This window comes from Frigoribacterium sp. CFBP 8751 (assembly GCF_014841545.1).
GTDB lineage: Bacteria > Actinomycetota > Actinomycetes > Actinomycetales > Microbacteriaceae > Frigoribacterium.
This window is the reverse complement of record NZ_JACYUB010000002.1, coordinates 662,091-687,811: the sequence shown is the minus strand read 5'-3', so window position 1 is coordinate 687,811 and position 25,721 is coordinate 662,091. Positions and strand designations below refer to the sequence as shown.

23 protein-coding genes and 1 tRNA gene are annotated in these 25,721 nt (G+C 71.2%); 5 read left to right on the top strand and 19 right to left on the bottom strand.

Annotated features, from left to right (window positions below; translation table 11 throughout):
* Positions 1 to 72 precede the first annotated feature (72 nt).
* Positions 73 to 987 carry a DMT family transporter gene (locus IFT88_RS09010; RefSeq protein WP_043592833.1) on the bottom strand — a complete coding sequence of 305 codons (915 nt, stop codon included), beginning with the start codon at positions 985 to 987 and terminating at the stop codon, positions 73 to 75.
* A 41-nt stretch (positions 988 to 1,028) separates the two neighbouring features.
* Here IFT88_RS09010 and def point away from each other — a divergent pair, with 41 nt between their 5' ends.
* Positions 1,029 to 1,595, top strand: a complete 567-nt coding sequence (gene def, locus IFT88_RS09005) for a peptide deformylase (RefSeq protein ID WP_043592595.1) — start codon at positions 1,029 to 1,031, stop codon at positions 1,593 to 1,595.
* 152 nt (positions 1,596 to 1,747) lie between these two features.
* Here def and IFT88_RS09000 read toward each other — a convergent pair.
* The 10 genes from IFT88_RS09000 to dusB form a co-directional block, all read right to left on the bottom strand.
* A tRNA-Asn gene (locus tag IFT88_RS09000) sits at positions 1,748 to 1,820 on the bottom strand.
* Between the two features lie 114 nt (positions 1,821 to 1,934).
* Positions 1,935 to 2,846, bottom strand: coding sequence for an NAD(P)-dependent oxidoreductase (locus tag IFT88_RS08995; RefSeq protein ID WP_446718826.1), 912 nt, complete (start codon positions 2,844 to 2,846; stop codon positions 1,935 to 1,937).
* 161 nt (positions 2,847 to 3,007) lie between these two features.
* A complete protein-coding gene (locus IFT88_RS08990) occupies positions 3,008 to 3,907 on the bottom strand; it encodes an ATP-binding cassette domain-containing protein (RefSeq protein WP_192120071.1) in 900 nt (299 codons plus the stop codon).
* A gap of 2 nt (positions 3,908 to 3,909) precedes the next feature.
* Entirely contained in the window at positions 3,910 to 5,652 is a 1,743-nt protein-coding gene (locus tag IFT88_RS08985) for a dipeptide ABC transporter ATP-binding protein (protein ID WP_192120069.1), read from the bottom strand.
* Positions 5,649 to 6,662 (bottom strand): ABC transporter permease, encoded by a 1,014-nt coding sequence (locus IFT88_RS08980; protein WP_192120067.1) that lies wholly within the window; start codon positions 6,660 to 6,662, stop codon positions 5,649 to 5,651. The genes IFT88_RS08985 and IFT88_RS08980 overlap by 4 nt, the downstream gene beginning before the upstream one ends.
* A gap of 2 nt (positions 6,663 to 6,664) precedes the next feature.
* Positions 6,665 to 7,759 carry an ABC transporter permease gene (locus IFT88_RS08975; protein WP_043592590.1) on the bottom strand — a complete coding sequence of 365 codons (1,095 nt, stop codon included), beginning with the start codon at positions 7,757 to 7,759 and terminating at the stop codon, positions 6,665 to 6,667.
* A gap of 158 nt (positions 7,760 to 7,917) precedes the next feature.
* Complete coding sequence (locus IFT88_RS08970) at positions 7,918 to 9,540, bottom strand: ABC transporter substrate-binding protein (protein WP_192120065.1); 1,623 nt, start codon at positions 9,538 to 9,540, stop codon at positions 7,918 to 7,920.
* Positions 9,541 to 9,768: 228 nt separating this feature from the next.
* Positions 9,769 to 11,676 (bottom strand): DNA primase, encoded by a 1,908-nt coding sequence (gene dnaG, locus IFT88_RS08965; RefSeq protein WP_192120063.1) that lies wholly within the window; start codon positions 11,674 to 11,676, stop codon positions 9,769 to 9,771.
* 112 nt (positions 11,677 to 11,788) lie between these two features.
* Positions 11,789 to 13,060 carry a deoxyguanosinetriphosphate triphosphohydrolase gene (locus tag IFT88_RS08960; protein WP_231567003.1) on the bottom strand — a complete coding sequence of 424 codons (1,272 nt, stop codon included), beginning with the start codon at positions 13,058 to 13,060 and terminating at the stop codon, positions 11,789 to 11,791.
* Between the two features lie 47 nt (positions 13,061 to 13,107).
* Positions 13,108 to 14,265 (bottom strand): tRNA dihydrouridine synthase DusB, encoded by a 1,158-nt coding sequence (dusB, locus tag IFT88_RS08955; protein ID WP_137847078.1) that lies wholly within the window; start codon positions 14,263 to 14,265, stop codon positions 13,108 to 13,110.
* A gap of 15 nt (positions 14,266 to 14,280) precedes the next feature.
* Here dusB and IFT88_RS08950 point away from each other — a divergent pair, with 15 nt between their 5' ends.
* On the top strand, positions 14,281 to 14,814 hold the full coding sequence (locus tag IFT88_RS08950; protein ID WP_192120061.1) for an aminoacyl-tRNA deacylase: 534 nt from the start codon (positions 14,281 to 14,283) through the stop codon (positions 14,812 to 14,814).
* Here the strand turns inward: IFT88_RS08950 and IFT88_RS08945 are convergent.
* The 5 genes from IFT88_RS08945 to IFT88_RS08925 all read right to left on the bottom strand — a co-directional run bounded on the left by IFT88_RS08945 (position 14,804) and on the right by IFT88_RS08925 (position 19,496).
* Positions 14,804 to 14,983, bottom strand: coding sequence for a hypothetical protein (locus IFT88_RS08945; RefSeq protein ID WP_192120059.1), 180 nt, complete (start codon positions 14,981 to 14,983; stop codon positions 14,804 to 14,806). The genes IFT88_RS08950 and IFT88_RS08945 overlap by 11 nt on opposite strands.
* Complete coding sequence (locus IFT88_RS08940; RefSeq protein ID WP_192120057.1) at positions 14,980 to 15,648, bottom strand: DsbA family protein; 669 nt, start codon at positions 15,646 to 15,648, stop codon at positions 14,980 to 14,982. Before IFT88_RS08940 ends, IFT88_RS08945 begins: the two co-directional genes overlap by 4 nt.
* A gap of 85 nt (positions 15,649 to 15,733) precedes the next feature.
* Complete coding sequence (locus IFT88_RS08935) at positions 15,734 to 16,693, bottom strand: glycyl-tRNA synthetase (RefSeq protein ID WP_192120055.1); 960 nt, start codon at positions 16,691 to 16,693, stop codon at positions 15,734 to 15,736.
* A gap of 298 nt (positions 16,694 to 16,991) precedes the next feature.
* The gene (locus tag IFT88_RS08930; RefSeq protein ID WP_043592579.1) at positions 16,992 to 18,377 is read right to left on the bottom strand and encodes a glycine--tRNA ligase; all 1,386 of its coding nucleotides are present in this window, start codon (positions 18,375 to 18,377) and stop codon (positions 16,992 to 16,994) included.
* A gap of 78 nt (positions 18,378 to 18,455) precedes the next feature.
* The gene (locus IFT88_RS08925; protein ID WP_192120052.1) at positions 18,456 to 19,496 is read right to left on the bottom strand and encodes an aminotransferase class V-fold PLP-dependent enzyme; all 1,041 of its coding nucleotides are present in this window, start codon (positions 19,494 to 19,496) and stop codon (positions 18,456 to 18,458) included.
* An 81-nt stretch (positions 19,497 to 19,577) separates the two neighbouring features.
* Here IFT88_RS08925 and IFT88_RS08920 point away from each other — a divergent pair, with 81 nt between their 5' ends.
* The gene (locus IFT88_RS08920) at positions 19,578 to 20,534 is read left to right on the top strand and encodes a LysR family transcriptional regulator (RefSeq protein WP_043592577.1); all 957 of its coding nucleotides are present in this window, start codon (positions 19,578 to 19,580) and stop codon (positions 20,532 to 20,534) included.
* Between the two features lie 32 nt (positions 20,535 to 20,566).
* Positions 20,567 to 21,238, top strand: a complete 672-nt coding sequence (locus tag IFT88_RS08915; RefSeq protein ID WP_137847072.1) for a hypothetical protein — start codon at positions 20,567 to 20,569, stop codon at positions 21,236 to 21,238.
* Positions 21,239 to 21,249: 11 nt separating this feature from the next.
* Here IFT88_RS08915 and IFT88_RS08910 read toward each other — a convergent pair whose 3' ends face one another.
* Both IFT88_RS08910 and recO read right to left on the bottom strand, forming a co-directional pair.
* Positions 21,250 to 22,047, bottom strand: a complete 798-nt coding sequence (locus tag IFT88_RS08910; protein WP_342212109.1) for an isoprenyl transferase — start codon at positions 22,045 to 22,047, stop codon at positions 21,250 to 21,252.
* Positions 22,044 to 22,787, bottom strand: coding sequence for a DNA repair protein RecO (gene recO, locus IFT88_RS08905; protein WP_043592571.1), 744 nt, complete (start codon positions 22,785 to 22,787; stop codon positions 22,044 to 22,046). The genes IFT88_RS08910 and recO overlap by 4 nt, the downstream gene beginning before the upstream one ends.
* A gap of 34 nt (positions 22,788 to 22,821) precedes the next feature.
* On the opposite strand from recO, the gene IFT88_RS08900 reads away from it, so the two are divergent.
* Positions 22,822 to 23,484, top strand: a complete 663-nt coding sequence (locus tag IFT88_RS08900; protein WP_043592569.1) for a trimeric intracellular cation channel family protein — start codon at positions 22,822 to 22,824, stop codon at positions 23,482 to 23,484.
* 282 nt (positions 23,485 to 23,766) lie between these two features.
* Here the strand turns inward: IFT88_RS08900 and leuA are convergent, their stop codons facing one another.
* A complete protein-coding gene (leuA, locus tag IFT88_RS08895) occupies positions 23,767 to 25,527 on the bottom strand; it encodes a 2-isopropylmalate synthase (protein WP_056226187.1) in 1,761 nt (586 codons plus the stop codon).
* Between the last annotated feature and the right edge of the window lie 194 nt (positions 25,528 to 25,721).

Sequence of the window (25,721 nt, the reverse complement as noted above, 5' to 3'; positions counted from 1 at the left end):
TCGGTGAGGTGTGCGTCGCGTCAGGCATCCGAACGGTCGTGAGACCGACAGAAGAGACGACCCCACGGTAGCTCAGGCTCGGGTCTGGGGATGGTATTTGGCGAGCTGGAACACGCCGTAGACCGCGATCGCGGCCGCGACGACGAAGAAGACCCCGGCGATCGCGGGGGCGTTCTGTGCCTCGCCGAGCACGACGATGCCGATGCCGACCGCGATGAGCGGGTCGACGACGGTGAGGCCGGCGATGACGAGGTCGGGCGGGCCGGACGAGTAGGCGTTCTGGACGAAGTACCCGCCGAGCAGGCCCGCGGCGAGCAGGAAGACGATGCAGACGATCGTCAACCAGTCGAAGTTGCCGGCGAAGACCCGGTTGAGGACGACCTTGGCGAGGGTCGCGACGAAGCCGTAGAGCACGCCCGCCGCGATGATGTAGAACAGCGCGCTGCGACGACGGCGCAACAGGGCGAAGGCGACGCCCAGCACGGAGCCGACGACGGCGAGGATCACGAGGACGGTGACGAGCTGCCGCGTGGTGATCTCGGGCTCGATGGCCGTGAAGGCCGCCACGGTGACGAAGAGCCCGACCCCGCCGACGCAGAACAGGATCGCCCGCTTGGCGCGGCGGTCGAGTCGTCGACCGGTGGACCGCGAGTTGAGGATCGCCGTGATCACCAGTGCGACCGCGCCGAGCGGCTGCACCACCAGCAACGGCGCGATGCGCAGGCTGGTCAACTGGAACAGGATCGCGAGGCCGAGCATCAGCGTGCCCAGCACCCACGAGGGGCGGCCGACCAGGGCGAGCACCTGACGGACGTTCATCCCGCTCTTGGCCGCACCGATCCGCCGCTCGACCTTGGCGACGCCCTGGTGTTGCAGCTGCGCGCCGATCGAGAGGAACACCGCACCGATCAGGGCGATGGGGATGCCGAGCGCCTGATAGGGGGTCAGGGATACCTGCTGGGTGAGCTCCCCGATGTCCGTCGTCACGGCGTCCACGCTAGCGCCGTGGCGCTGGATAGTCTGGACGAATGGCCGTTCGACCCATTTCCATCACGGGTGACCCCGTGCTCCACTCCCCCGCCTCCGAGGTGACCGTCGTCGACGACGAGCTGCGCACGCTGGTCGCGGACATGTTCGAGACGATGGACGCCGCCCCGGGCGTCGGCCTCGCGGGCCCTCAGGTGGGCGTCGGCAAGCGCCTGTTCGTCTACTCGTGGACCGACGACGACGGCGAGCTGTGGCGGGGCGTCGCGATCAACCCGACGCTGTGGCAGAGCCCGCTCTCGATCGAGCCGCTCGACGACGACTCCGAGTCCGAGGGGTGCCTGTCGGTGCCGGGTGAGAGGTTCCCGCTGCGCCGCGCCGACGGCGTCGTGCTGCGGGCCACCGACCTCGACGGCGACGAGGTCGAGATCGAGGCCTGGGGCTGGCTCGCCCGCATCTTCCAACACGAGTACGACCACCTCGACGGCATCCTGTACGCGGACCGGCTCGAGCACCCGTTCCACAAGGCGGCCGCCAAGGCCGTCCGCAAGAAGGGCTGGGGCCAGCCGGGCAGCACCTGGCTGCCGGGAGTCGACCACCTCGAGGACTGACCTCGGACCGAGCCGCCCCTGGACGAAGGAGGCGCGTCCTGCGAACCGCAGGACGCGCCTCCTTCGCGTTCGGCCCCGGACGGAACGGACAAGAGAAAAAGGACGAACCGGGCAAGAGAAAAGGCCCAGAGGGTGGAGCCTCTGGGCCTTCGCTCCCCGAGTTGGACTCGAACCAACAACCTGCCGGTTAACAGCCGGCTGCTCTGCCAATTGAGCTATCGAGGAATGGCAACCGCCCCGGACTTTCGTCCGTGACAGCGGAGACAACACTAGCAAAGATCTGAGGCCCCGACGGACCACGGTGGTGACGCGGCGCGTCGGACGTCCGCGACCGCGACGTCAGTACCCGTCGTGCGGGTCGACGACCCCGACGAAGTCGCCGTCGCCGAGGAAGGCCCGCACGTTGTGGCGAATGCGCTCGGCCAGCAGCGGGGCCGTCATCTCGGGGGTGTCCGCCTGGTGCGGCGTGACGATGACGCGCGGTTCGCCGAAGAGTGGGTGGCCGTCGGGGAGCGGCTCGGGCGTCGTGACGTCGACCCCGGCTCCCCAGAGACGCTCCGCCCTGACCGCCTCGACGAGGGAGTCCGTGTCGACCAGGCTGCCCCGGGCGACGTTCACGAGCACGGCCGTCTGGGGCAGCAGGGCGAGCCGACGGGCGTCGAGAAGGCCCGACGTGCCGGGCGTGGCCGCAGCGGCGAGGACGAGGACGTCGGCGGTGGGCAGCACCTCGTCGAGGCGTTCGACGGGGAGCGTGCGGTCGGCCCCGGGCACGGGCTCGCTCGACCGGCGCACGATCGTCACGCGCACGTCGAACGGGGTCATGAGGCGCATCAGCTCGATCGCGATGCCGCCGGCGCCGACGACGACGACGTGCCGGCCGTAGAGCGAGCGGCCCTGCTGTTCGGTGGCCCAGGACGTCGCGCGCACGCGCTGGGGCACGACCCTCAGCAACGACAGCACCAGCATGAGGGCGTGTTCGGCCACGGGCTCGGCGAACGCCCCCTTGGCGCTGGTCCAGAGCGGCAGCACGCGGTCGGCCCGTGCGGCGATGACCTCGGCGAAGGCGTCGACCCCGGCGTAGGGCAGCTGCACCCACTCGACGCCCGGGTTCTCGTCGAGGGCCCTCGCGAGGCCGTCGGGGTCACGGTACGAGAGCCAGACGAGGCCGCGGGTGTCCGGGCCGAGCGGGACGACGTCTGCTCCCCCGGCACGCACGGCGTCGACGAAGACCGGGGTCGGACGGGGGGCCACCGAGACGGCGCCCGGGGTCGGACGACGCCCCGGCGCGAGGACGGGACCCGGGGTGACGACCGCGCGGTGGCCGCGCGCGCCTCCCGGGCTCGTCACGACGGCGGCGTCCGCCGAGGCGACGACGGCGTCCGCCGCGGCAGGGCCCGAGGCCGGCTCGGTGGTCACGGTGCCTGCTCGCCGCGGGGCTCGGCGTCGGGATCGAGCGGACGCGCGGACTCGCGTTCTTCGGGGCGGATGATGTCGATGGGCGTGGTCTGCGAGAGGACCTTGACGTACGGGTCGATGCCGGTCCGGAGCACGTCGTCGATGTCGCCCAGCCCGACCAGACGACCGCCCCGCATGACGGCGACGCGGTCGGTGATCGCCCGCGCCTCGGCCACCGACGAGGTGACCACGAGAGCCGAGAACTGACGCCCCTCGTGCAGGTTCTTGATCACGTCGAGGACGGCCTGGCGGACGAGCACGTCCACCCCGCGAGCGGGCTCGTCGGCGATCAGGAGGGGCGGCTCGAGGACGAGGCTGCGAGCCAGGGCGACACGCTGCCGCTGACCCGAGCTGAGCTCCCAGGTCTGCTTGAGCATGGTGCCGAGCGGCAGGTGCACGCCGTCGACGAGCGTGGCGACGATGCGTCCGGCCTCGGTGCGGTCGAACTTCCGGTCGCGCAGGTAGATGGGTTCGGCGATGGCCTCGCCGACGGTCAGGTCGGGGCTGAGCCGTTCGCCGTCGTCCTGCGCCAGATAGCCGACCATGGCCGAGAGCCGGTCGCGTCGCCGGCCCGACAGCTTGCCGACGTCCTGGCCGAAGACGCGCGCTGTGCCGCCGACCAGACGGGGTCGCCCCTCGTCGACGCGTCCCGTGCCGGTCAGCCCGGCCAGGGCCATCGCGAGCGTCGACTTGCCCGAGCCGCTCTCGCCGAGCACGGCGACGATCTCGCCCGGCTCGACCCGCAGGGTCACCCCGTCGACGGCCCGCACGGCCGGGTGGCCCGCCCGCGCCGGGTAGAGCAGCGACAGGTCGTCGGTGACGACCGGCTGGTCGAGGTCGAGCTCGCGGCCCGGCACCGTCAGGCCACCCCGCCGGTCGCGGTTCCGAGGGCGGCGTCGCCCGCCGCGCGGCGGTCCAGGGCGGCCAGGCGCTCACGACGAGACGCCTGCTCGATCGGATCGGGCACGGGCAACGACGCCAGCAGGCGTTGCGTGTAGGGGTGCTCGGGTGCGCCGAGGACCTGGTCGTTCGGACCGCTCTCGATCAGGTCGCCGTGGAACAGCACGCCGATCCGGTCGGCCAGCATGTTGACGACGGCGAGGTCGTGGCTGATGAACAACGCGGCGAAGCCCAGCTGCGCCTGCAACTCGGTGAAGAGCTCGAGCACGCGGGCCTGCACCGACACGTCGAGGGCGCTCGTGGGCTCGTCCGCGATCAGCAACGTCGGGTCGAGGGCGAGCGACCGGGCGAGGCTCGCCCGCTGACGCTGCCCGCCGCTGAGCTCGTGGGGGTAGCGGTCGGCGAACGACTTCGGCAGCTGCACCGCCTCGAGCAGTTCGTCGACGCGCGGACGGGCGGCCCGGGCGTCCTTCGCACGGCCGTGCACGATGAGCGGCTCGGCCACGCACTCGGCGATGGTCAGCAACGGGTTGAAGCTCGACGCGGGGTCCTGGAAGACGAAGCCGATGTCGGCGCGCTTCGGCTTGAAGTCACGCTCGTGCACCCCGTTCATCTCGATGCCGAGCACCTCGAGCGACCCCCCGGTGACCTTCGTCAGCCCGGCGATGGCCCGTCCGATCGTCGTCTTGCCCGAACCGCTCTCGCCGACCAGGCCGAGGACCTCGCCGCGGGCGATGGTGAAGTCGACTCCCTTGACGGCCCGGAAGCCGCCGCGGCCGAGGCGACCGGGGTACTCGATCTCGAGTCCCCGGGCACGGACGACGACCTCGCTGTCGGCGGGCTGCTCCTGTTGCGTGTGACCGCGGGCCTCGAGCTTCGGGACCGAGCCGAGCAGGCGCTTGGTGTAGTCGTCCTGCGGGTTCGCGAACAGCTCGACGGCCGGGGCCTGCTCGACGACCTTGCCGAGGTACATGACGGCGACGCGGTCGGCGAGGTCGGCGACGACGCCCATGTTGTGCGTGATCAGCACGATGGCCGTGCCGAACTCGTCGCGGCAGCGGCGCAGCAGGTCGAGGATCTCGGCCTGCACGGTCACGTCGAGGGCCGTGGTCGGCTCGTCCGCGACGATCACCGACGGGTCGAGGACGAGCGCCATCGCGATGACCACGCGCTGCTTCTGCCCGCCCGAGAACTGGTGCGGGTAGTAGTCGACGCGGGCCTCGGGGTCGGGGATGCCCACGCGACGCAGGATGTCGATCGCCTTGACCCGCGCCTCCTTGCGTCCGACCTTGCCGTGGGCCCGGAGGCCCTCGGCGATCTGCCAACCCACCGTGTAGACGGGGTTGAGTGCGGTCGACGGCTCTTGGAAGACCATGGCCACGTCGGTGCCGCGCAGCTCGCGGACCTTCTTGGGGCCGACCTCGAGGACGTTCTGCCCCGAGAGCAGCACCGCGCCGGTGGCGACCGCCGTCTCGGGCAACAGGCCGAGGATCGTCTTGGCGGTCACGGTCTTGCCGCTGCCCGACTCGCCGACGATCGCCAGCACCTCGCCCGCGCGGACGTCGAGCGTCACGCCCTGCACGGCGGCGACGTCACCGCCGTCCGTCGCGAAGGTGACCTCGAGGTCGGTGATGCCGACGGCGACGGGGCGCTCGTCGCGCGGGGCCGCCGGTCGGCCGGTCGTGGTCGTGTCGGCGCTCATGCGGTCACCTCGTCGTTCGTCGTGGTCGGTGCCTGCTGGGCACCGCGGCCGGCCTTCGTCTTGCGCTTCGCGCGACGGCGGGTCCGGAGGCGCGGGTCGGCCAGGTCGTTCAGGCTCTCGCCCATCAGCGTGATGCCGAGCACCATCAGCACGATCGCCGCACCGGGGAACACGCCGGTCCACCAGATGCCGCTGGCCGTGTCGGACAGAGCACGGTTCAGGTCGTAGCCCCACTCGGCCGCCGCGGTCGGGCCGATGCCGAAGCCGAGGAAGCCGAGGGCCGCCAGGGTCAGGATCGCCTCGGACGCGTTCAGCGTGAGGATCAGGGGCAGGCTGCGCGTGGCGTTGCGCAGGACGTGCTTGAACATGATGCGGCCCGTGCTGCTGCCGTTCACCTTGGCCGACTCGACGAACGCCTCGGCCTTGAGCCTCGTGGCCTCGGCACGGACGACCCGGAAGTACTGCGGGACGTAGACCACGGTGATCGAGATGCCCGCCGAGACGATGCCACCCCAGAGGCTGGACTGGCCCCCGCTGATGACGATCGAGACGACGATGGCGAGCAACAGCGACGGGAACGCGTAGACCGCGTCGGCGATGACGACGAGCACCCGGTCGAGCCACCCGCCGAGGTAGCCCGAGACCAGGCCGAGCGTCACGCCGATCGTGATCGACAGCACGACGGCCACGATGACCACGGCCACGGCGGTGCGGGTGCCCCACATGACGCGGCTGAACACGTCGTAGCCGCCGACCGTGGTGCCCCACAGGTGCTCGGCCGAGGGCGGCGCCTGGCGCGGGAAGGCCTCGGTGGCACCGCGCAGCTGGCCGAAGCCGTAGGGCGCGATGAGCGGGGCGAAGATCGCCAGCAGCACGAACACGGCGACGATGACGACGCCGGTCAGCAACATGCCGCGCTGCAGTCCCACCGAGCGGCGGATCTGGGCGACGACGGGAAGGCGCTTGTAGAGGGGTTCGCGGCGGTCGGCCGCGACGGCTGCATCGGTCATGGTCAGTACCTCACGCGGGGGTCGATCAGGGCGGCGATCACGTCGACCACGAAGTTGGTCACGGCGACGATGACGGCGAGCACGGCGACGATGCCCTGCACGGCGATGAAGTCGCGGGCCGACAGGTACTGCTGCAACTGGAAGCCGAGCCCCCGCCAGCCGAAGGTCGTCTCGGTGAGCACCGAGCCGCCGAGCAGCATCGCGATCTGGAGGCCCATGACGGTGATGATCGGGATGAGGGCGGGCTTGAGCGCGTGCGCCCGGACGAGCCGGAACTCGCTGACGCCCCGCGAGCGGGCCGCGTCGACGTACTCGGACCCGAGCGTGCCGATGACGTTGGTGCGCACGAGTCGCAGGAAGATGCCGGCGGTCAGGACGCCGAGCGCGAGGGCGGGCAGCACGGCGTGCGAGAGGACGTCGACGATGATCGTCGAGTTGCCGGTGCGCAGGGCGTCGACGATGTAGATGCCCGTGGGGTGGTCGATGCGCCCCAGGGCGATGGCGACCCGAGTGCTGGCACGACCGCCGAGGGGCAGCCAGCCGAGCCAGACCGAGAAGGTGAGCTTGAGCAGCAGGCCGGCGAAGAACACCGGGGTGGCGTAGGCGAGGATCGCGAGAACGCGCAGGATCGCGTCGGGCCAGCGGTCACGGACGTAGGCGGCGAGCATGCCGAGCGGGATGCCCAGCACGAGCGCGACGATCAGCGCGTAGAAGACGAGCTCGATGGTGGCGCTGCCGTACTGGAGCAGGATGCCGCTGATCTCGCGGTTGTCGGTCGCGGTGGTGCCGAAGTCGCCCCGGACGATCTGGCCGAGGTACTCGAGGTACTGGACGATCACGGGGCGGTCGTAGCCGGCGGCGGCGAGACGCTCTTGCAGCTGCGCCTCGGTGAGTCGGCCGCCGACGGAGGCGGTGATCGGGTTGCCGACCACGCGCATCAGGAAGAACACGAGCGTGACGAGGATGAACACGGTGGGCACGATCAGGATCGCGCGGATCACGATGTAGCGTCCGAGGCCGCCGCCCCCGGAACTTCGGGACTTCCCGGGGCTGGAGGTGGGCGGCGCCGTGAGGGAGCCGTCGGTGATCAGGGTCACGTCGTTGGGCCTTTCGATGGTGTGGTGCCGGTCGCAGGCCGGAGGGGGCGCCCCGCGGTGTCGCGGGTCGCCCCCTCGGCGTACGGCCGTGGTGCGGAGTCCCCCGACCCCCGAGCCCGACCGGCGTACCGGCGGGGCTCAGGAGACGAGGCGGCGCGTCAGCGGCTCAGCGCACCGTAACGGAACTTGAACGACGCGTCGAGCGTGTCGTCCACGCCCTTGACGTCGGACTGCGAGACGACGACCTGCGTGCCCTGCAAGAGCGGCAGCGTGGGCAGGTCGGCCGCGACGGCGTCCTGGATCTGGCCGATGGTCGCCTCGCGGGCCGAGGCGTCCTGCTCACCGATCTCCTGCGTCAGCAGACCCTGGACGGTCGGGCTGTCGTAGTGGTTGCCGACGAAGTTGTCCGCGCTGAAGAACGGCGTCAGGTAGTTGTCGGCGTCCGAGAAGTCGGGGAACCACCCCAGCTGGTACACGGGGTAGGCGTCCTCGCGGCGCTCGGTGCTGTAGGTGTCCCAGAGGGTCGACTGCAGGTTCACGGTGAACAGGCCGCTCGCCTCGAGCTGCGACTTGATCAGGGCGTACTCTTCGTCGCTCGACGCCCCGTAGTGGTCGGGGCTGTACTGCAGGTCGATCGACACCGGGGTGCTGACGCCGGCGGCCGACAGGGCCGCGGCGGCCTTGTCGACGTCGGGGCCGCCCTGGCCGTCGCCGTAGAGGCCCTCGAGCGGCTTGGTCGCACCGGTCAGGCCGTCGGGGACGACCGAGTAGAGCGGCGTGTAGGTGTCGTTGTAGACGTCCTTGGCGAGGGCGGCACGGTCGACCGTGTCGGCCACCGACTGACGCACGGCCAGGGCTTTGGCCGGGTCGGCGTCGGGCTGCGTGGCGCCGTAGGGCATGGTGTTGAAGTTGAACACCAGGTAGCGGATCTCGCCGCCGGGGCCGTTGTGCACGGTGAGTGCGTCGTCCTTGGCCAGGTCGGCCAGGTCGGTCGGGCTCAGGCTACGGTTCGCGACGTCGACGTCGCCGTTCTGGACGGCCAGCTTCAGGTCGGTCTCTTCGGTGTAGTACGTCGCCGTGACCGAGTCGGTCTTCGGAGCACCGAGCACGCCGTCGTAGGCGTCGTTCGCCGCGTAGGCGATCGTCTCGTTCTGCGAGTAGTCGGTGATCGTGTACTGGCCCGAGAAGGCGTTGCCCTTGACGATGTCGTCGGCGTCGGTCAGCCCGGTGGCCGAGAAGACGTCCTCGTCGACGATCGGGCCGGCGGGGCTCGAGAGCACCTGGGGCCAGGTCTGGTCGGCCGACTTGAGAGTGAAGACGACGGTCGTGTCGTCCGGCGCGTCGGTGCTGGCCAGGTTGCCGAGCAACGACGACGGGCCGTTGGGGTCGGCGATGGCCAGCTGGCGGTCGAAGCTGAACTTGACGTCGCTCGAGGTGAGCGCGTTGCCGTTCGCGAAGGTCAGTCCGTCCTTCAGCGTGACCGTGTACTCGGTCGGGCTGGTGAAGTCGGCGGACTCGGCCAGGTCGGGCTCGACGTCGGGGCTGCCGTACGGGGCGTTCGTCAGGAACCCGAACACCTGGTTCTGGACGGCGAACGAGCCGTTGTCGTACGAACCGGCCGGGTCGAGCGACGTGATGACGTCGGTCGTGCCGATGCTGAGACCGTCGAGGGCGTCGGTCGCGTCACCACCGGAGGCGCAGCCCGAGAGGACGAGTGCGGTGGCAGCGGCGCCACCGACGACGGCGAGGGCGCGTCGGGCGAGCGTGGAGTCGGATGTCATATCCGGTTACCTCTTTCTCTGTGTGCAAGGGGCCCCGGGCCGTGCTGTGGACGCGGCCGTTTCAGGGAACGTCCATTGGTAACACACACGTGAGCCTGAGACGGGCTCATCGCGCAACTGTTTACAGGCCCGCAACGAACCCTTGCCAACTGGTCGTCTCGGGGCCGGCGGCGCATCCTCGCGATGTATGCGCGTTCAGGCCCGCGCACCACGTGACGGCCGCCGACCTCACTCTTGTCGGACGGACCGGCGCTCGGCCTCGACCGCGGCGATCCTCACCTGGATCTCGCGCCAGCGTTCGGGTTCGGTCTTCATGTCGGTGCGGAACGACTGCCCGAGCAGTTCGGACTTCTCGCGGATCAGGTCGCGTTCGACGATCGAGACGACGATGCCCCGACAGTAGGTCGTGATCTCGCGCCCCTCGCGCTCGGGGATCGGGGCGACGGCGAGCTCTTTGGCGAGGGTGTCGAACGGCGACGGGGTCTGGCCGAGCACGACGTCGAGCCAGTCGGCCGAGTCGAAGCGGTCGAGGCTCGCCCCGATCGCGTCGCGGACGACCGCCAGGGCGCTGTTCTCGATGCGCGCCCGGGCCGCACGCTGCATGAGCTCGAAGCCGACCGTCGCCGGGTGCTGGAGCATCGCCATGAGCGCGTCGCGCTCGGTGCGGGTCGTCAGGTCGGCCGGCAGCGTCAACAGGCTCGGGCCGGCCGGCTCGTCGGGCACCGGGGGCAGGCTCGTGATCGACTGCCGACCGTCCGAGACGCTCTTCGGCTGTGACCGTTCGAGCGCGTTCTGCGCCGAGGAGGCGCGACCCGCGTCGTCGACGGACCGCGCCACGTCCGCCGGGTCGAGCCCCAGCCAACCCGCCAGCGACCGCACGTAGCCCTGCGTCATCGACCGGTCACGGATGCCGGCCACCACCGGGGAGGCCGCCCGGAGCGCCGACACCCGGCCCTCGACGGTCTCGAGGTCGTGCCCGTCGATCAGTCGACGGATCATGAACTCGAACATCGGCCGCTTGGTCGAGATGAGGCGGCGCACGGCGTCGTCGCCGCGGTTCAGCCTCAGGTCGCACGGGTCGAGCCCGTCGGGTGCGACGGCGACGAAGGTCTGTGCGGCGAACCGCTGCTCTTCGGCGAACGCGCGGGACGCCGCCTTCTGGCCCGCCTCGTCGGGGTCGAAGGTGAAGACGACCTCGCCGCCGGTCGACGTGTCGGCCCCGCTGACGTCGCCGAGCATGGGACGCAGCACCTTGATGTGGTCGACGCCGAACGAGGTGCCGCAGGTCGCCACGGCCGTCGTGACCCCGGCCAGGTGGCAGGCCATGACGTCGGTGTAGCCCTCGACGATGACGACCTGCTTGCCCTTCGAGATGTCCCGGCGGGCGAGGTCGAGCCCGTAGAGCACCTGGGACTTGTGGTAGATCGGCGTCTCGGGGGTGTTGAGGTACTTCGGCCCCTTGTCGTCCTCGAGCAACCGACGGGCGCCGAACCCGATGGTCGACCCCGTGACGTCGCGGATCGGCCACACCAGCCGCCCCCGGAAGCGGTCGTAGGGGCTGCGGTCGCCCTGGCTCAACAGCCCCGCGGTGACGAGTTCTTCGTCGCGGTAGCCGAGCCCCTTGAGGTGCGACCGCAGGGCGTCGAACGACTTGGGGGCGAAGCCGACGCCGAACCGCTCGGCCGCGGCCGGATCGAAACCCCGCTCGCCGAGGAACCGCCGGGCGGGCTCGGCGTCGGCGGCCGTCAGGTGGTCCACGAAGAACTCTCGAGCCGCCTCGTTCGCCGAGATCAGCCGCGCCCGGTTGCCGTGGTCGCTGGCCTGACCGCCGTCTTCGTAGTGCAGCTCGAAGCCGATGCGCGCGGCCATGCGCTCGACCGCCTCTTGGAAGGTCGTGTGGTCGGTCTTCATCACGAAGCTGAAGACGTCGCCGTCCTCACCGCAGCCGAAGCAGTGGTACCGACCCACCTGGGGCCGCACGTGGAAGCTCGGGCTGCGCTCGTCGTGGAACGGGCAGAGGCCCTTGAGCGACCCCACGCCCGCGCCCTTGAGCGTGACGTGGTCGCCCACGATGTCGGCGATGTTGGTGCGCGACCGGACCTCGTCGATGTCGTTGCGTTTGATCAGGCCGGGCACCTGTCGATTCTAGGTCGCGCCACCGACGGCGCCGACCCCGGGAGGGCCGACCGCGGGAGGACGAGGAGGCGCGGCGGGGCTGGGGAGGACCCGCGCCTCCTGGGGGGTCGCCTCAGCGGTCGGCGGTCAGCCGGTCGTGCCAGGCCGTGGCGCTCTGGTCGGTCAGGGAGGCGACCTGGTCGACCACGACGCGACGCCTCGCGGCGTCGTCGTCGGCCGAGGCCCAGTCGGCCGCGAACCCCCGGTCGAGTTCGGAAGGGCCCGCCTGCCAGAGGGCGTCGGCGAGGCCGGTGAGCACCTCGCGCTGCCGCAGGTAGATCGGCTGCCGGTCGTCGCTCGTCATGACGAACGCCGCGACGATGCCCTTGAGCACGGCGATCTCGCCGATCACGTCGGGGGCCACGACGACCGAGGCACCGAAGCGCATCAGGGCGTCACCGGGATACGAGTCGCGGGTCGCCTGCGTGGCCGAACCGGCGAACCGGCCGATCAGCTGGCTCGTGAGGTTCTTGAGGCGGGCCTGCGCGAACCGGCTGCCGTCGTACGACTCGAGCCAGAACGGCAGTGCCTGCAACCGGTCGAAGGCCTCGGTCAGCTCGTCGCGGCTGAGCTCGCCGCCGACCCACGCGTGCATGGCCGTGACGAGCGAGTCGTGGTCGACCCGGGCCCCCAGGGCCGCGACGTCGACGTACCCGTTGACGACGGCGTCCTCGAAGTCGTGCACGGAGTACGCGATGTCGTCGCTGAGGTCCATCACCTGGGCCTCGACGCACCGTCGCCGACGCGGGGCGCCCCGGCGCAGCCACTCGAAGGCGGCCGTGTCGTCGTCGTAGAAGCCGAACTTCATGCGACCGCCCGGGTCGGGGATGCCCTGCGCTGCCGGCCACGGGTACTTGCAACTGGCGTCGAGGCTCGCGCGGGTCAGGTTCAACCCGAAACTCCGCCCGGTCGCGTCGATCACCTTGGGTTCGATGCGGGTCAGCAGCCGCAGGGTCTGCGCGTTGCCCTCGAAGCCCCCGATGTCGGACGACCACTCGTTCAGGGCTCGCTCACCGTTGTGCCCGAACGGCGGGTGGCCGAGGTCGTGCGCGAGGCAGGCCGTGTCGACGACGTCGGGGTCGAGGCCGAGGCTCGTCGCGAGCTCACGACCGACCTGCGCGACCTCGAGCGAGTGCGTCAACCGGTTGCGGGCGAAATCGAGGCCGGCGGTGGGGCTGAGCACCTGCGTCTTGGCCGCCAAGCGGCGCAGCGCGCTCGAGTGCAGCAGACGGGCCCGGTCGCGGGCGAAGTCGCTGCGCCGGTTGGAGTGCTGCTCGGGCAACCAGCGCTCGGAGTCGGCGGGGTCGTACCCGGGGGCAGCACTCGGCAGGGCTTCGGTGGACACCGGGGCCTCTCGGTCGGGACGGGAAGGGATGTCGGGGACGGGTGTGCCTAGCCGCCGCTGTGGTGCAGCTCGGCGGCGGCGAGCTCGGCCTTGAAGGCATCGTCGAGGTCGCGGCTCTCGAGCCACCGGTCGGGAAGAGCAGGACGTTTGGGGCTGCCTGCGCGCCCCCGCGGCCCCTCGGCCGCCTCGCCGGGGTACTGCTCGTCGGGGTCCATCGTGGCGAGCAGGTCGTCGATCTGCTGCAGCGAGTCGGCCAGGGCGAGAGCCGCCCGGACCTCGCCGCCCACGGGGTAACCCTTGAAGTACCAGGCGACGTGCTTGCGCATGTCACGGCAGGCCCGCCCCTCGTCGCCCGACCAGAACTCGACCATGAGCTCGGCGTGACGCCGGAAGGCCCGACCCACCTCGCCGAGGGTCGGCTCGGCCTTCAGGTCTTCGCCGCGGAAGGCCGCGGCGAGGTCACCGAACAGCCACGGGCGGCCGAGGCAGCCCCGGCCGACGACCACACCGTCGCAGCCGGTCTCGTCGACCATGCGCAGGGCGTCGGCCGCCGACCAGATGTCGCCGTTGCCGAGGACCGGCACGTCGGTGATCGTCTGCTTCAGGGTCGCGATGGCCGACCAGTCGGCCGTGCCCGAGTAGAAGTCGGCCGCCGTGCGCGCGTGCAACGCGATGCTCGCCACACCAGCGCCCTGCGCGGCTCGACCGGCCTCGAGGTAGGTGAGGTGGTCGTCGTCGATGCCCTTGCGCATCTTGACGGTCACCGGGATGTCACCGGCGGCCTTGACCGCACCCTCGACGATCTCGCGGAAGAGGCCGATCTTCCAGGGCAGGGCCGAGCCGCCGCCCTTGCGGGTGACCTTGGGGACCGGACAGCCGAAGTTGAGGTCGATGTGGTCGGCGCGGTCCTCGGCGACGAGCATCGTGACCGCCTCGGCCACCGTGTTGGGTTCGACGCCGTAGAGCTGGATGCTGCGGGGGGTCTCGGACTCGTGGTGCTGGATGAGGCGCATCGACTCGGGCGTGCGCTCGACCAGAGCCCGACTCGTGATCATCTCGCTCACGTAGAGACCGGCGCCGTACTCGCGACACAGGCGGCGGTAGGCCGTGTTGGTGATGCCGGCCATGGGGGCGAGCACGACGGGCGAGGCCACGTCGATCGGTCCGATCGAGAGGCCGCGCGAGGGCAGGGTGGTGGTGGACATCGTTACGATTCTCCCATGAGCGACGGCGGGCTGACGAGTGGTGTGGACGACGCGGACGTCGGGGGTGCCGGGGGCGCCCCGAGGTCGGTCGATGGCACGGGGCGGGTGCGCACGGACGCCGCCGCCCGCGGTCTCGCCGTCGAGATCGTGGCGCGTCCTGCGGCCGACTCGCTCGAGGCCGCTGCCGCGCTGCTCGGACTGCGGTCCTCCGACATCGTCAAGAGCCTCGTCGTCAAGCGACACGACGGGTCGTTCCTGTTCGCGCTCGTCCCGGGCGACCGGCAGATCTCGTGGGCGAAGCTCCGAGCGGTCGTCGGCGTCAACAAGCTGTCGATGCCGAGCGCCGACGTCGCCCTCGAGGTCACCGGGTACGAACGGGGCACGATCACTCCCCTGGGCAGCTCGACAGCCTGGCCGGTGGTCGCGGACTCCCGCATCGTGGGGAGGCGCGTCGCCCTGGGTGCCGGAGCCCACGGCTTCAGCGCCTTCGTCGACGCCGACGACCTGATCGCCGGGTACGACGCGACCGTGGCCGACATCAGCGACTGACGCCGCGCCTCCCGGGCTCGTCGTCCGAGGTCCGGTCGACGGACGTGTCGGCGATGCCGGGCGGGACGACGAGGCAGGAGTCCCCCTCGCAGGCGGCGGCGTCCGGTGAGCCGAGCATGGTGAACGTCGCGGTCGGCTTATCGACCTCGACCCCGACGGGCTCTCTCATCGGGCCACCTCGGAGGCGACCTGCTCGAGGGCCTGGACGAAGGTCTCGGGAGCCTGGGCGCCCGAGATGCCGTACTTGCCGTCGAGGACGAAGAACGGGACTCCGGTGATGCCGAAGGCCTGTGCCTGGGCCTGGTCGGCCCGCACGGCGGCGACGTGACGCCCGGTCTCGAGTGCCTCGCGCGCCTCCTGCTCGTCCAGGCCGACCTCGCCGGCCAGCGCGACGAGATCGTCGACGCGGCCCACGTGTCGGCCCTCCTCGAAGTAGGCGTGGAGCAGGCGTTCCTTCATCTCGGTCTGACGACCGTTCGCCTTGGCGAAGTGCAGGAGCTCGTGCGCCTTGACCGTGTTGGTGTGCTGCAGGTGCTCGAAGTCGTAGGCGAGGCCGACCTCGGACGCGATGCCGGCCACGGTGTCGAGCATCCCGCGGACCTGGTCGGCGGGCATGCCCTTGTGCTTCGAGAGGAAGTCGACCTCGTCGCCCTCGAAGTCGACCGGGGTGTCGGGAGAGAGCTCGAACGAGTGGTACTCGACCTCGACGGGGCCGCCGAAGCGTCGCACGGCCTCCTCGAACTTGCGCTTGCCGATGAAGCACCAGGGGCAGGCGATGTCGGACCAGATGTCGACCTTGACGGTCGCGGACGGGGTGGCGGAGTCTGCGGTCACGGCAGTCCCAACTCGTGCCGGGCCCTCCCCATTCCCCGCGCCCTCGGCACTTCCATCGCCCCGTCGTGCCTCGCCCTCACCCGCCTCACCCTGTCGGCAACTCCTGCCCCCTGCGTCGGCCCGGTGGCGCGAGCCGCCAGTTCCTGCGGCCTCGGGGCCCGAGCACTCGCGGGAGGCAGGAATTGCCGACACGTGACGGCGGTCTCGGGCCGCCCGCCGTGGTGATCAGGGCCTCGATCGCGGCCGACGTGCGGGCCCACAGGTCACGCACCATGATGGTCCCCGCCCGGAACGGAACATGTCCGTCGAGGGCGATGTCGGCGTCCTTGAGGCGGTCCCGGTCGAAGCGGCTCTCGTGGTGCACGCGACCGTCGGTCTCGAGACCGACGACACCGTCGACGAGCATGTCGAGGATCTTGCCCGTGGTGCCGACGGGCACCTGTCGCACGACGTGGTGCCCGGCCCGACGGAGCCTCGTCCCGGCCGTCGACTCGAGGATGCTCTCGGCTCCCCCGTCGCTCCAGGCCACCAGCCCAGCAGCGTCGGCGCGTTTCCGCGCCAGGACCTCGGCGGCGTCCTCGTCGTCGGTCACGATGCCGACGCTCCGTGCCCAGTCGACCAAGATGACCGCGTCCTCGAGGGACTCCGCTTCGACCACCGCTCGGGCGAGGGCGTCTCGCGGGTCCACCGCCCAGGTCGAGCCACGGGACCCGAGGTCGACGGGGTCCCAGACGATGCGGACGCCCCGTCGCCGTCGGAGGCGGGACGCGGTCTCGGGCACCGAGACCGTGATCGGCGGACGTCGCCACGACCACGCCCCGAGCTGGTGCAGGGCGGCGGCACCGGTGAGGCGTCCCCCCACCGCGACGGCCACGAAACGCGGATCATGGCGCGGCCACGTCGAGTACCAGCCGCGTCGCGGGCGACGGACCGCGCGGGAGCGGACGGCGACGGTCAGATGGCGGTCCGTCGCACCCAGCGCGACGAGATCACGCTTGTGCAACAAGCCACCGGCGTCGGAGACGAGTTCGGAGATCGTGGTCATGCCCCACAGCGTCCCGAGCGGTGCCCGTCGGCCGTGGGCAGTACGGGCGGCCTGGGGACGACGGCCTCGCCCGGGAACCCTGGGGGCGAGTCCTCGTCGCACGGAGCGCCAGTCGGGCGCGGGCAACTCCTGCCTCGTGCGTCGTCGACGGACGACACGCCGCGTGCTGGGGTCACGTCGCAGCAGCAGGCAGGAGTTGCCGACGAAGGTCGGTGCGACGCGCGGCGGGTGCACGACGCGGGCCCCCGTCGTGCAGCGAGTGCACGACGAGGGCCCGCGGGCGCGCCGACGCGGGCGGCTACGCGCCGAGCAGCTGCTCGGCCAGGTAGGCCCGCAATCCGGCCAGCGGGATGCGCTGCTGGGCCATGGTGTCGCGCTCGCGCACGGTCACCGCGTCGTCGTCGAGCGAGTCGAAGTCGACGGTGACGCAGAACGGCGTGCCGATCTCGTCCTGGCGGCGGTAGCGGCGGCCGATGGCTCCTGCGTCGTCGAAGTCGATGTTCCAGTACTTGCGGAGGTCGGCGGCGAGCCCGCGGGCCATGGGCGACAGCTGCTCGTTGCGGCTGAGCGGCAGGACGGCGACCTTGATCGGGGCCAGGCGCCGGTCCAGCTTCAGGACGGTGCGCTTGTCGACGCCGCCCTTCGCGTTCGGCGCCTCGTCCTCGGTGTACGCGTCGACGAGGAAGGCCATGAGCGAGCGGGTCAGACCGGCGGCGGGCTCGATGACGTAGGGCGTCCAGCGCTCGTTCTTGGCCTGGTCGAAGTAGGTGAGGTCCTTGCCCGAGGCGGCGGCGTGGGTCTTGAGGTCGTAGTCGGTGCGGTTCGCGATGCCCTCGAGCTCGCCGAACTCGCCGCCGGCGAACCGGAAGCGGTACTCGATGTCGACGGTGCGCTTCGAGTAGTGCGAGAGCTTCTCGGCGGCGTGCTCGTAGAGGCGGAGGTTCTCGGGGTCGATGCCGAGGTCGACGTACCACTGGAACCGCTGGTCGATCCAGTACTGGTGCCACTCTTCGTCGCTGCCGGGCTCGACGAAGAACTCCATCTCCATCTGCTCGAACTCGCGCGTGCGGAAGATGAAGTTGCCGGGCGTGATCTCGTTGCGGAAGCTCTTGCCGATCTGGCCGATGCCGAACGGCGGCTTGATGCGCGACGACTGCAGGATGTTGTCGAAGTTGGTGAAGATGCCCTGCGCGGTCTCGGGTCGCAGGTAGGCCATGCCCTGCTCGTTGTCGACCGGACCGAGGAAGGTCTTGAGCAGGCCCGAGAAGTTCTGCGGTTCGGTCCACGAGCCGGGCTGCCCGGTGTCGGGGTCGCGGACGTCGGCCAGGCCGTTCTCGGGCGGGTGGCCGTGCTTGGCCTCGTACGCCTCGAGCAGGTGGTCGGCGCGGTAGCGCTTGTGGGTGTGCAGCGACTCGACCAGCGGGTCGCTGAAGACCTCGACGTGACCCGAGGCCTCCCACACCTGACGCGGCAGGATGACCGCCGAGTCCAGGCCGACGACGTCGTCGCGGCCCTGCACCATGGTCTGCCACCACTGGCGCTTGATGTTCTCCTTCAGGGCGACGCCGAGGGGCCCGTAGTCCCAGGCCGAGCGCGAACCGCCGTAGATCTCTCCCGACTGGAAGACGAAGCCGCGGCGCTTGGCCAGGGCGATGACGGAATCGAGACGGTTGGGTGCTGCCACGTGTGATGCTCCGATGAGTTGAGGCGCGAGCTGGGTGCCCGGTCGGTCGAGGTACCCGGCAACTCTAGCGGCGGAGCGTCACCGGCCGAGCGCGGCGGCGACGGCCTCGACGTCGCTCTCGTCGTTCCAGAGGTGGAACGCCACGCGGACGCGACCGGCGCGTCCCGAGACCACGAGACCGGCGTCGCCGAGGAGGCGCTGGTCGCGTCCGTCGGGATCGGCCCAGGTCACGATCGCTCGGCCCTGCGCCTCGATCCCGAGCCGCGCGCAGAGCGCGTCGCCCGTCCCGGCGGCGTGCGCCCAGGTCTCGTCGGCGTCGAGCCCGGCGAACGTGCGGAGCGCGGGAAGCGCTCCGGCCCAGGCCTGCCAGGCGGGCGAGACGTCGAACGCCCGGGCGTCCGCGGCGAGCCGCATCTCGGGGCCGTAGCACGAGCCCCACACGTCGTCGCCCGCGTACCAACCGGCCTGCGCCGGCACCGTCATGCGCTGCAGCCGCTCCCCCAGGGTGAGGAACGCCACCCCGCGCGGGCAGCACAACCACTTGTAGGCGTGCGTGACGCTGGCATCGTACCGTGAGGCGTCGACGGGTCGCACGCCGGCGGCCTGGGTCAGGTCGCACAGCGTCAGGGCCCCGTGGCGGGCCGCCGCGGCGACGACGGCTGCGTCGTCGGCGACCTCGCCCGTGGCGGACTGGACGGCCGACCAGGCCACGAGGTGCGTGTCGGGCCCGACGGAGCCGGCCAGCTCGTCGAGCGGGACGCTCCGCACCCGGACGCCCCGCGCCTCCTGCACCACGAAGGGGTAGACGATCGAGCTGAAGTCGCCCGTGGGCACGAGCACCTCGGCACCGTCCGGCACCGAGGCCGCGAGCACCGCGACCATCGCCGACGTCTGGGACGCGATGGCGACGCGGCCGACGTCGACCCGGGCCAGCCGGGCGAAGGCCGCGCGCGCCTCCTCGACGACGGCGCCGTAGGCGACGGGACCGGCCCGACCGGACGACCACCGGTCGAGGTCGGCCCGCAACGCCTCGACCGTCGACCGCATCGGCAGGCCCATGGTGCAGGCCGCGAGGTAGCCCGGCGCAGGGGCGAAGAGGTCGGGACGGGGCTCGGTCATGCCCTCAGGCTCCTCTCGTCGAGATCGCAGGACAACCGCCAGTGTCTGAGGTCATCCATCACGACGACTTATGATTCGAGCATGACCGACGATCTCGACCTCGCGTCGCTGCGCGTCGTCCGCGCCGTCGCGGACACCGGCACGATCACGGCGGCCGCCGCCCTGCTCGGCTACAGCCAACCCGCCGTCAGCCAGCAGCTCCGGCGGGCCGAACGCCAGGTCGGTCAGCCGCTCGTGCTGCGGGCAGGACGCGGTGTCGCGCTCACCGACGCCGGACGGAGGCTCGCGGCCCACGCCGTCCACGTGCAGGCGGCCCTCGACGCCGCGCGGCAGGACCTCGACGCCCTGGGCGGCGTCGCCACGGGTCGCGTCACGCTGGCAGGCTTCCCCAGCGCGTCGTCCACGATCGTCCCCGACGTGCTGTCGCGCCTGCGCGACCGGCACCCCGGCCTCACGGTCGACTACGTCGAGGCGGAACCGCCGGAGGCGCTGGCACGACTGCGGGACGGCTCGGCGGACGTCGCGATCACCTTCCGCCACGGGGGTGACGCCGGGGGCGAACGCGACCTCGACGGGCTGCTGCACCGCGCCTCCTTCGTCGACCGCACGGTGCTGGCCCTGCCGACGGCGCACCCGTTCGCCCGGGGCGACGCCTTCGCGGGTCTGGCGCACGAGAGGTGGATCGGTGGCTGTCCCCGCTGCCGAGGCCATCTGCTCGCCACCTGCGCCGCGTCGGGGTTCGAGCCCGAGATCGTGCTCGAGACGGACAACGCCCTCGCCGTGCTCGGTCTCGTCGCGGCGGGGCTCGGCGTCGCCCTGCTGCCGGGGCTGTCGTTGGTGTCCGCCGCCGTGCCTCCCGGCGTGCGCGTGGTCGGACTGGACGAGGGTCTCGCCCGGGTGGTGCACGTCGTCCACGGGCGCGGGGGTGACCGGGTGCCGAGCGTGCGGGCGGTTCTCGACGCCTTCGAGCAGGTGGACGGCGACGCGCTGGGCCTCGTGCCGGTCCGTCGGGGCGAGCCGTCGACGGCGCCGGGTTAGGCTGGCCCGACGAACCAGGAGAGGTGCAGGTCGTGCGCAGAAGACTGACCGTCGGCATCGCCGTCTCGGTGCTGGCCCTCGTCGGGCTGACCGGCTGCTTCCCGAGCCTCGACGACCTGACGCCCGTCGGCGCAGGCGGGTCGGCGCCGACCTCGGGCCCGGGTGCCACCGGCGCGCCGCAGCCCCAGGTGACCGGCGCCCCCGGCACCGGAGGCGGCTCGGGGTCGCAACCCGACGCCCTCGCCCCCGGCGGCACGCTGCTCGGCCAGGTCAACTACAAGGACCTCACGATCTACGTCTACGGCGTCGGCGAGCTGACGACCTCGGCACCCTCGATCTACGCCCGCCCCGACGGCACCGACCCCTACCCGGCGGGCACCGACGTCCAGGTCACGGCGTACGTCCTGACGAACAACTCGCAGCGTCGGCTCGACCTGACCGACCTGAGCGCCGACTACTCGTCGTACGGCAACGACCTCGCCACGCAGGACGTCTTCGCCGGGCAGGACCTGTTGACCCAGATGGGTTACGAGACCTCGCTCGAGTCGAAGTTCCCGGCCGACAGCGCGAACTGGTACCTGCTGCCCGGCGAGTCCACGGTCTTCGCCAACGCCTGGTTCCACCGGGCGAGCGACGGACCGCTGACCCTGCAGTTCCTGTGGCCGGCCGAGCGGATCTTCCTGGGCGCGAACATCCAGTTCTGACGGACGTCCGGTCAGGCCGGGCTGGGGGCGTCCACCGCTCCCCCGAACCGTCGGGTGCGCGAGGCGTACGTCTCGACGGCCTGCCACAGGTCGGTGCGGGTGAAGTCGGGCCACAGTCGGTCGAGGAAAACCATCTCGGCGTAGGCGGACTGCCAGAGCATGAAGTTGCTCGTGCGCTGCTCGCCCGAGCTGCGCACGAACAGGTCGACGTCGGGCAGTTCGGGCGCGTAGAGCCGCTTCTGGATCAGCTTCTCGCCGACGGCCGAGGGCTTGAGCCGCCCGGCAGCGACGTCGTCGGCGATGGAGCGCACCGCGTCGGCGATCTCGGTCCGCCCGCCGTAGTTGACGCACATCGTCAGCGTCAGGACGTCGTTGCCCTCGGTCAGCTCTTCGGCGAACTGCAGTTCTTTGATCACCGACCCCCACAGCCGCGGTTTCCGCCCGGCCCAGCGGACCCTCACTCCCCAGGCGTTCAGCTGGTCGCGTCGACGGTGCAGCACGTCGCGGTTGAACCCCATCAGGAAGCGCACCTCGTCGGGTGAGCGCTTCCAGTTCTCGGTCGAGAACGCGTAGACGCTGAGGTGCTTCACGCCGATCTGGATCGCCCCGGCGACCACGTCGAGCAGCGACATCTCGCCGGCCTTGTGCCCTTCGACGCGGGTGAGCCCCCGCCCGTTCGCCCAGCGGCCGTTGCCGTCCATGACGATCGCGACGTGCTCGGGCACGGCGCCCCGCGGCATCGCCGGCGGGTGGACGCCGGTCCAGTCGAGGGGGCGGAAGTCGGCGGCGTCGCGGTGGGTCTTCTTCACTGTCTCTCCCTTCCGGGCACCCGGTCGACGTGCTGCAGCGATCGCAGTCCCCGTTCGAGGTGCCACTGCGTGTAGGCGGCGACGACGCCGCTCGCCTGGTTGCGGGTCGCGTCGGGCGCGTCTTCGGCGTGGTCCCAGTCCCCCGTGAGCAGCGCGCCCAACAGGGCCAGCGCCTCCTGCGTCAACCGCGGAGCGCCCGGAGGCGCGTGCGAGTCGGTTACCACGCCACCGAGCTGGACGACGAAGGCCGAGTGCGGCCCGGGGGCACCGGTCACGGCACAGTCGCCGAAGCTCGGCGACCAGCCCGCGATGCTGAGCGCACGCAGGAGGTACGAGTCGAGCGTGAGCTGGGGGGCGTGCTCGTGCCGCGCAAGCGAACGGAGGGCCCCGACGAGCAGGAGGTACTGCTGCAGACCCGCCTCGGCCTCGGTCAGTTTGTCGGCCGTCTCGACCATGACGCTGCCGGCCGTGTAGCTCTCGTAGTCGGCCGCGATCACGGCGCCGTACGAGCCGAGCGACTCGGCCTGCTGCACGATGTCGAGCGAGCGGCCTTCGTACAGCTGGAGGTCGGCGACCATCATCGGCTCGAGGCGCGCGCCGAACTTCGAGGCCGTCCGCCGGACGCCCTTGGCCACGGCCCGGATCTTGCCGTGGTTGCGGCTGAGCATCGTGAGGATGCGGTCGGCCTCACCCAGCTTGTGGGTGCGCAACACGACGCATTCATCACGGTAGACGGGCACCGACCAAGCATCGCACGCGTGGTACAAACGTCAGGTGCACGCCACAGCCTTCGCCGTACCCCTGTGGGTGGACCTCCTCGCCGTCGGCATCGGCAGCCTGCAGGGGGCGATGTTCGCGTCCGAGTACAAGGACCGTCGTCTCGACCTGCTCGGCATCGCCATCATCGGCATCGCCACCGGTCTCGGCGGCGGCGTGCTGCGCGACGTCCTGCTCGGCGAGGTGCCACGGGCCATGACGAGCAACTGGTACCTGCTCGTCGCCGTCGCGGCCGCGATCGTCGGCATGGCGCTGCAGCGGGTGTTCACCCGGCTGGCCGGAGTCATCACCGTGCTCGACGCCCTGACGATCGGACTGCTCGGTGCGATCGGGTCGACCAAGGCACTCTCGCTCGGACTGCCCGAGATCCCTGCCGTGTTCGTCGGGGTCATCGCCGCCGTCGGCGGTTCGGTGCTGCGCGACCTGCTGATGAACCTCACCATCGCGATGATGCACGTCGGTTCGCTCTACGCCGTCGCGGCGGCCGGAGGGACCATCGTGCTGGTCGTGGCGGTGTCGCTCGGCGCACCCGTGGCCGTGTCCGCCATCGCGGGCACGTCGATCACGCTGGTCATCCGGATGCTGGCCGTCCGGTTCGGCTGGACCCTGCCCGAGCAGCGCGCCCTCAGCCGGCTCCCCCGCTGGCGCCGGCCCCGCTGACCCCGGCCGCCGGCGCTCGGCTCTCTGTACCGGCACGCCGCCGGCCGCGCCGCCGCACCCGCGCGCGACACCAGGCAGGAGTTGCCCGCTCTCGTCGGCAACTCCTGCACCCTGCGCCAGCGGACCCCGACACGCCGCAGAACCGCACCCGCGCGCGACACCAGCCAGGAGTTGCCGACACCTGCGGCCGCACGACACCTCCGGCGACACGACACCTGCTGCCACACGTCGACGCCCCCGGCGCCGAGGGCACCGGGGGCGGGTCGGGACGGAGCGGGCCGCCTAGACCGAGGCGAGCTCGAGCACGTCGGTCGTCGTGCGGATGGCGCGGTTGACGGCCGAGACGATGGCCTTGAGCGAGGCCGTCGAGATGTCGGCGTCGATGCCGACGCCCCAGAGCCGGGTGCCGTCGACGTCGAGCTCGACGTAGGCAGCGGCCTGAGCGTCGCCCGATGCGCTGAGGGTGTGCTCGACGTAGTCGTACAGCTTGACCTGGACGCCCTGCTCGGCGAGGACGGCGATGAACGCCGCGATGGGCCCCGTGCCACGGGCCGACGTCGACTCGACCGTCTCGCCGACCCGCAGGTCGACGTCGAGCACGGTCTCGCCCGACATGTCGCTCGCGGTGCTCGTGCGGGTCAGCTCGAAGCGGCCCCACTTGTCGTCGGCCTCGTCGGCGGGCAGGTACTCGTCCTGGAAGATCGACCAGATGTGGGCGCTCGTCATCTCGCCGCCCTCTTCGTCGGTGCGTGACTGGACGACGCCGCTGAACTCGATCTGCAGCTTGCGGGGCAGGTCGATGGCGTGGTCGGCCTTGAGCAGGTAGGCCACGCCGCCCTTGCCCGACTGCGAGTTGACGCGGATGACCGCCTCGTAGCTGCGTCCCAGGTCTTTGGGGTCGACCGGCAGGTACGGCACGGCCCATTCCAGTTCGTCGACGTCGACCCCGCGGGACGCCGCGGTGGCGGCCATGGCCTCGAAGCCCTTCTTGATGGCGTCCTGGTGCGAGCCGGAGAACGCCGTGTAGACGAGGTCGCCGGCCCACGGGCTGCGTTCGTGCACGGGCAGCTGGTTGCAGTGCTCGGCGGTGCGCTTGACCATGTCGAGGTCGCTGAAGTCGATCTGCGGGTCGATGCCCTGGGTGAACAGGTTGATGCCCAGCGCGACGAGGTCGACGTTGCCGGTCCGCTCGCCGTTGCCGAAGAGGCAGCCCTCGATGCGGTCGGCCCCGGCCAGGTAACCCAGCTCGGCGGCGGCGATGCCGGTACCCCGGTCATTGTGCGGGTGCAGCGACAGGATGACACTGTCACGACGGGCCAGGTGGCGGTGCATCCACTCGATCGAGTCGGCGTAGACGTTGGGGGTCGCCATCTCGACGGTCGCCGGCAGGTTGACGATCACGGGACGCGCGGGCGTCGCGTCGAAGGCCTCGATCACCTGGTTGCAGATGTCGAGCGCGAAGTCGAGCTCGGTGCCGGTGTAGCTCTCGGGCGAGTACTCGTAGAAGACGGCCGTCTCGGGGATGGTCTTCTCGGCCTCGAGGCACAGCCGGACGCCCTCGAGCGCGATGTCGACGATGCCCTGACGGTCGGTGCGGAACACGACGTCGCGCTGCAGCACGCTCGTCGAGTTGTACAGGTGGACGATGGCCTGCTTGGCGCCGGCGATCGACTCGTAGGTGCGGGCGATCAGGTGCTCGCGCGCCTGGGTCAGCACCTGGATCGTCACGTCGTCGGGGATGGCGCCCTCGTCGATGAGGCTGCGCACGAAGTCGAAGTCGGTCTGCGAGGCGCTCGGGAAACCGACCTCGATCTCTTTGTAGCCCATGCCGACCAGCAGGTCGAACATGATGCGCTTGCGCTCGGGGCTCATCGGGTCGATCAGGGCCTGGTTGCCGTCGCGGAGGTCGACGGCGCACCAGCGCGGCGCCTCGGTGATGCGCTTCGAGGGCCAGGTGCGGTCGGGCAGGTCGACGGCGATCTGCTCGTGGAAGGGCCGGTACTTGTGGATCGGCATGGCCGACGGCTGCTGTGCGTTCTTCATGTCCTGTGGTCTCTCTCGCCCTCGAGGGGCTGCTCTTCGCGGGGGTGTCGGCCGACGACGAACTCCGCGACGAGGGGGGCCTGGGTCAGGACTCGCCGCGGCAGCTAAGAAGGAGCAGGCCGGTGAACACGTGACGAGGCTAGCACCGACCGAGGAGGCGCGGGTCGTCGCGGACGGGCACCGCGCCTCCTCGG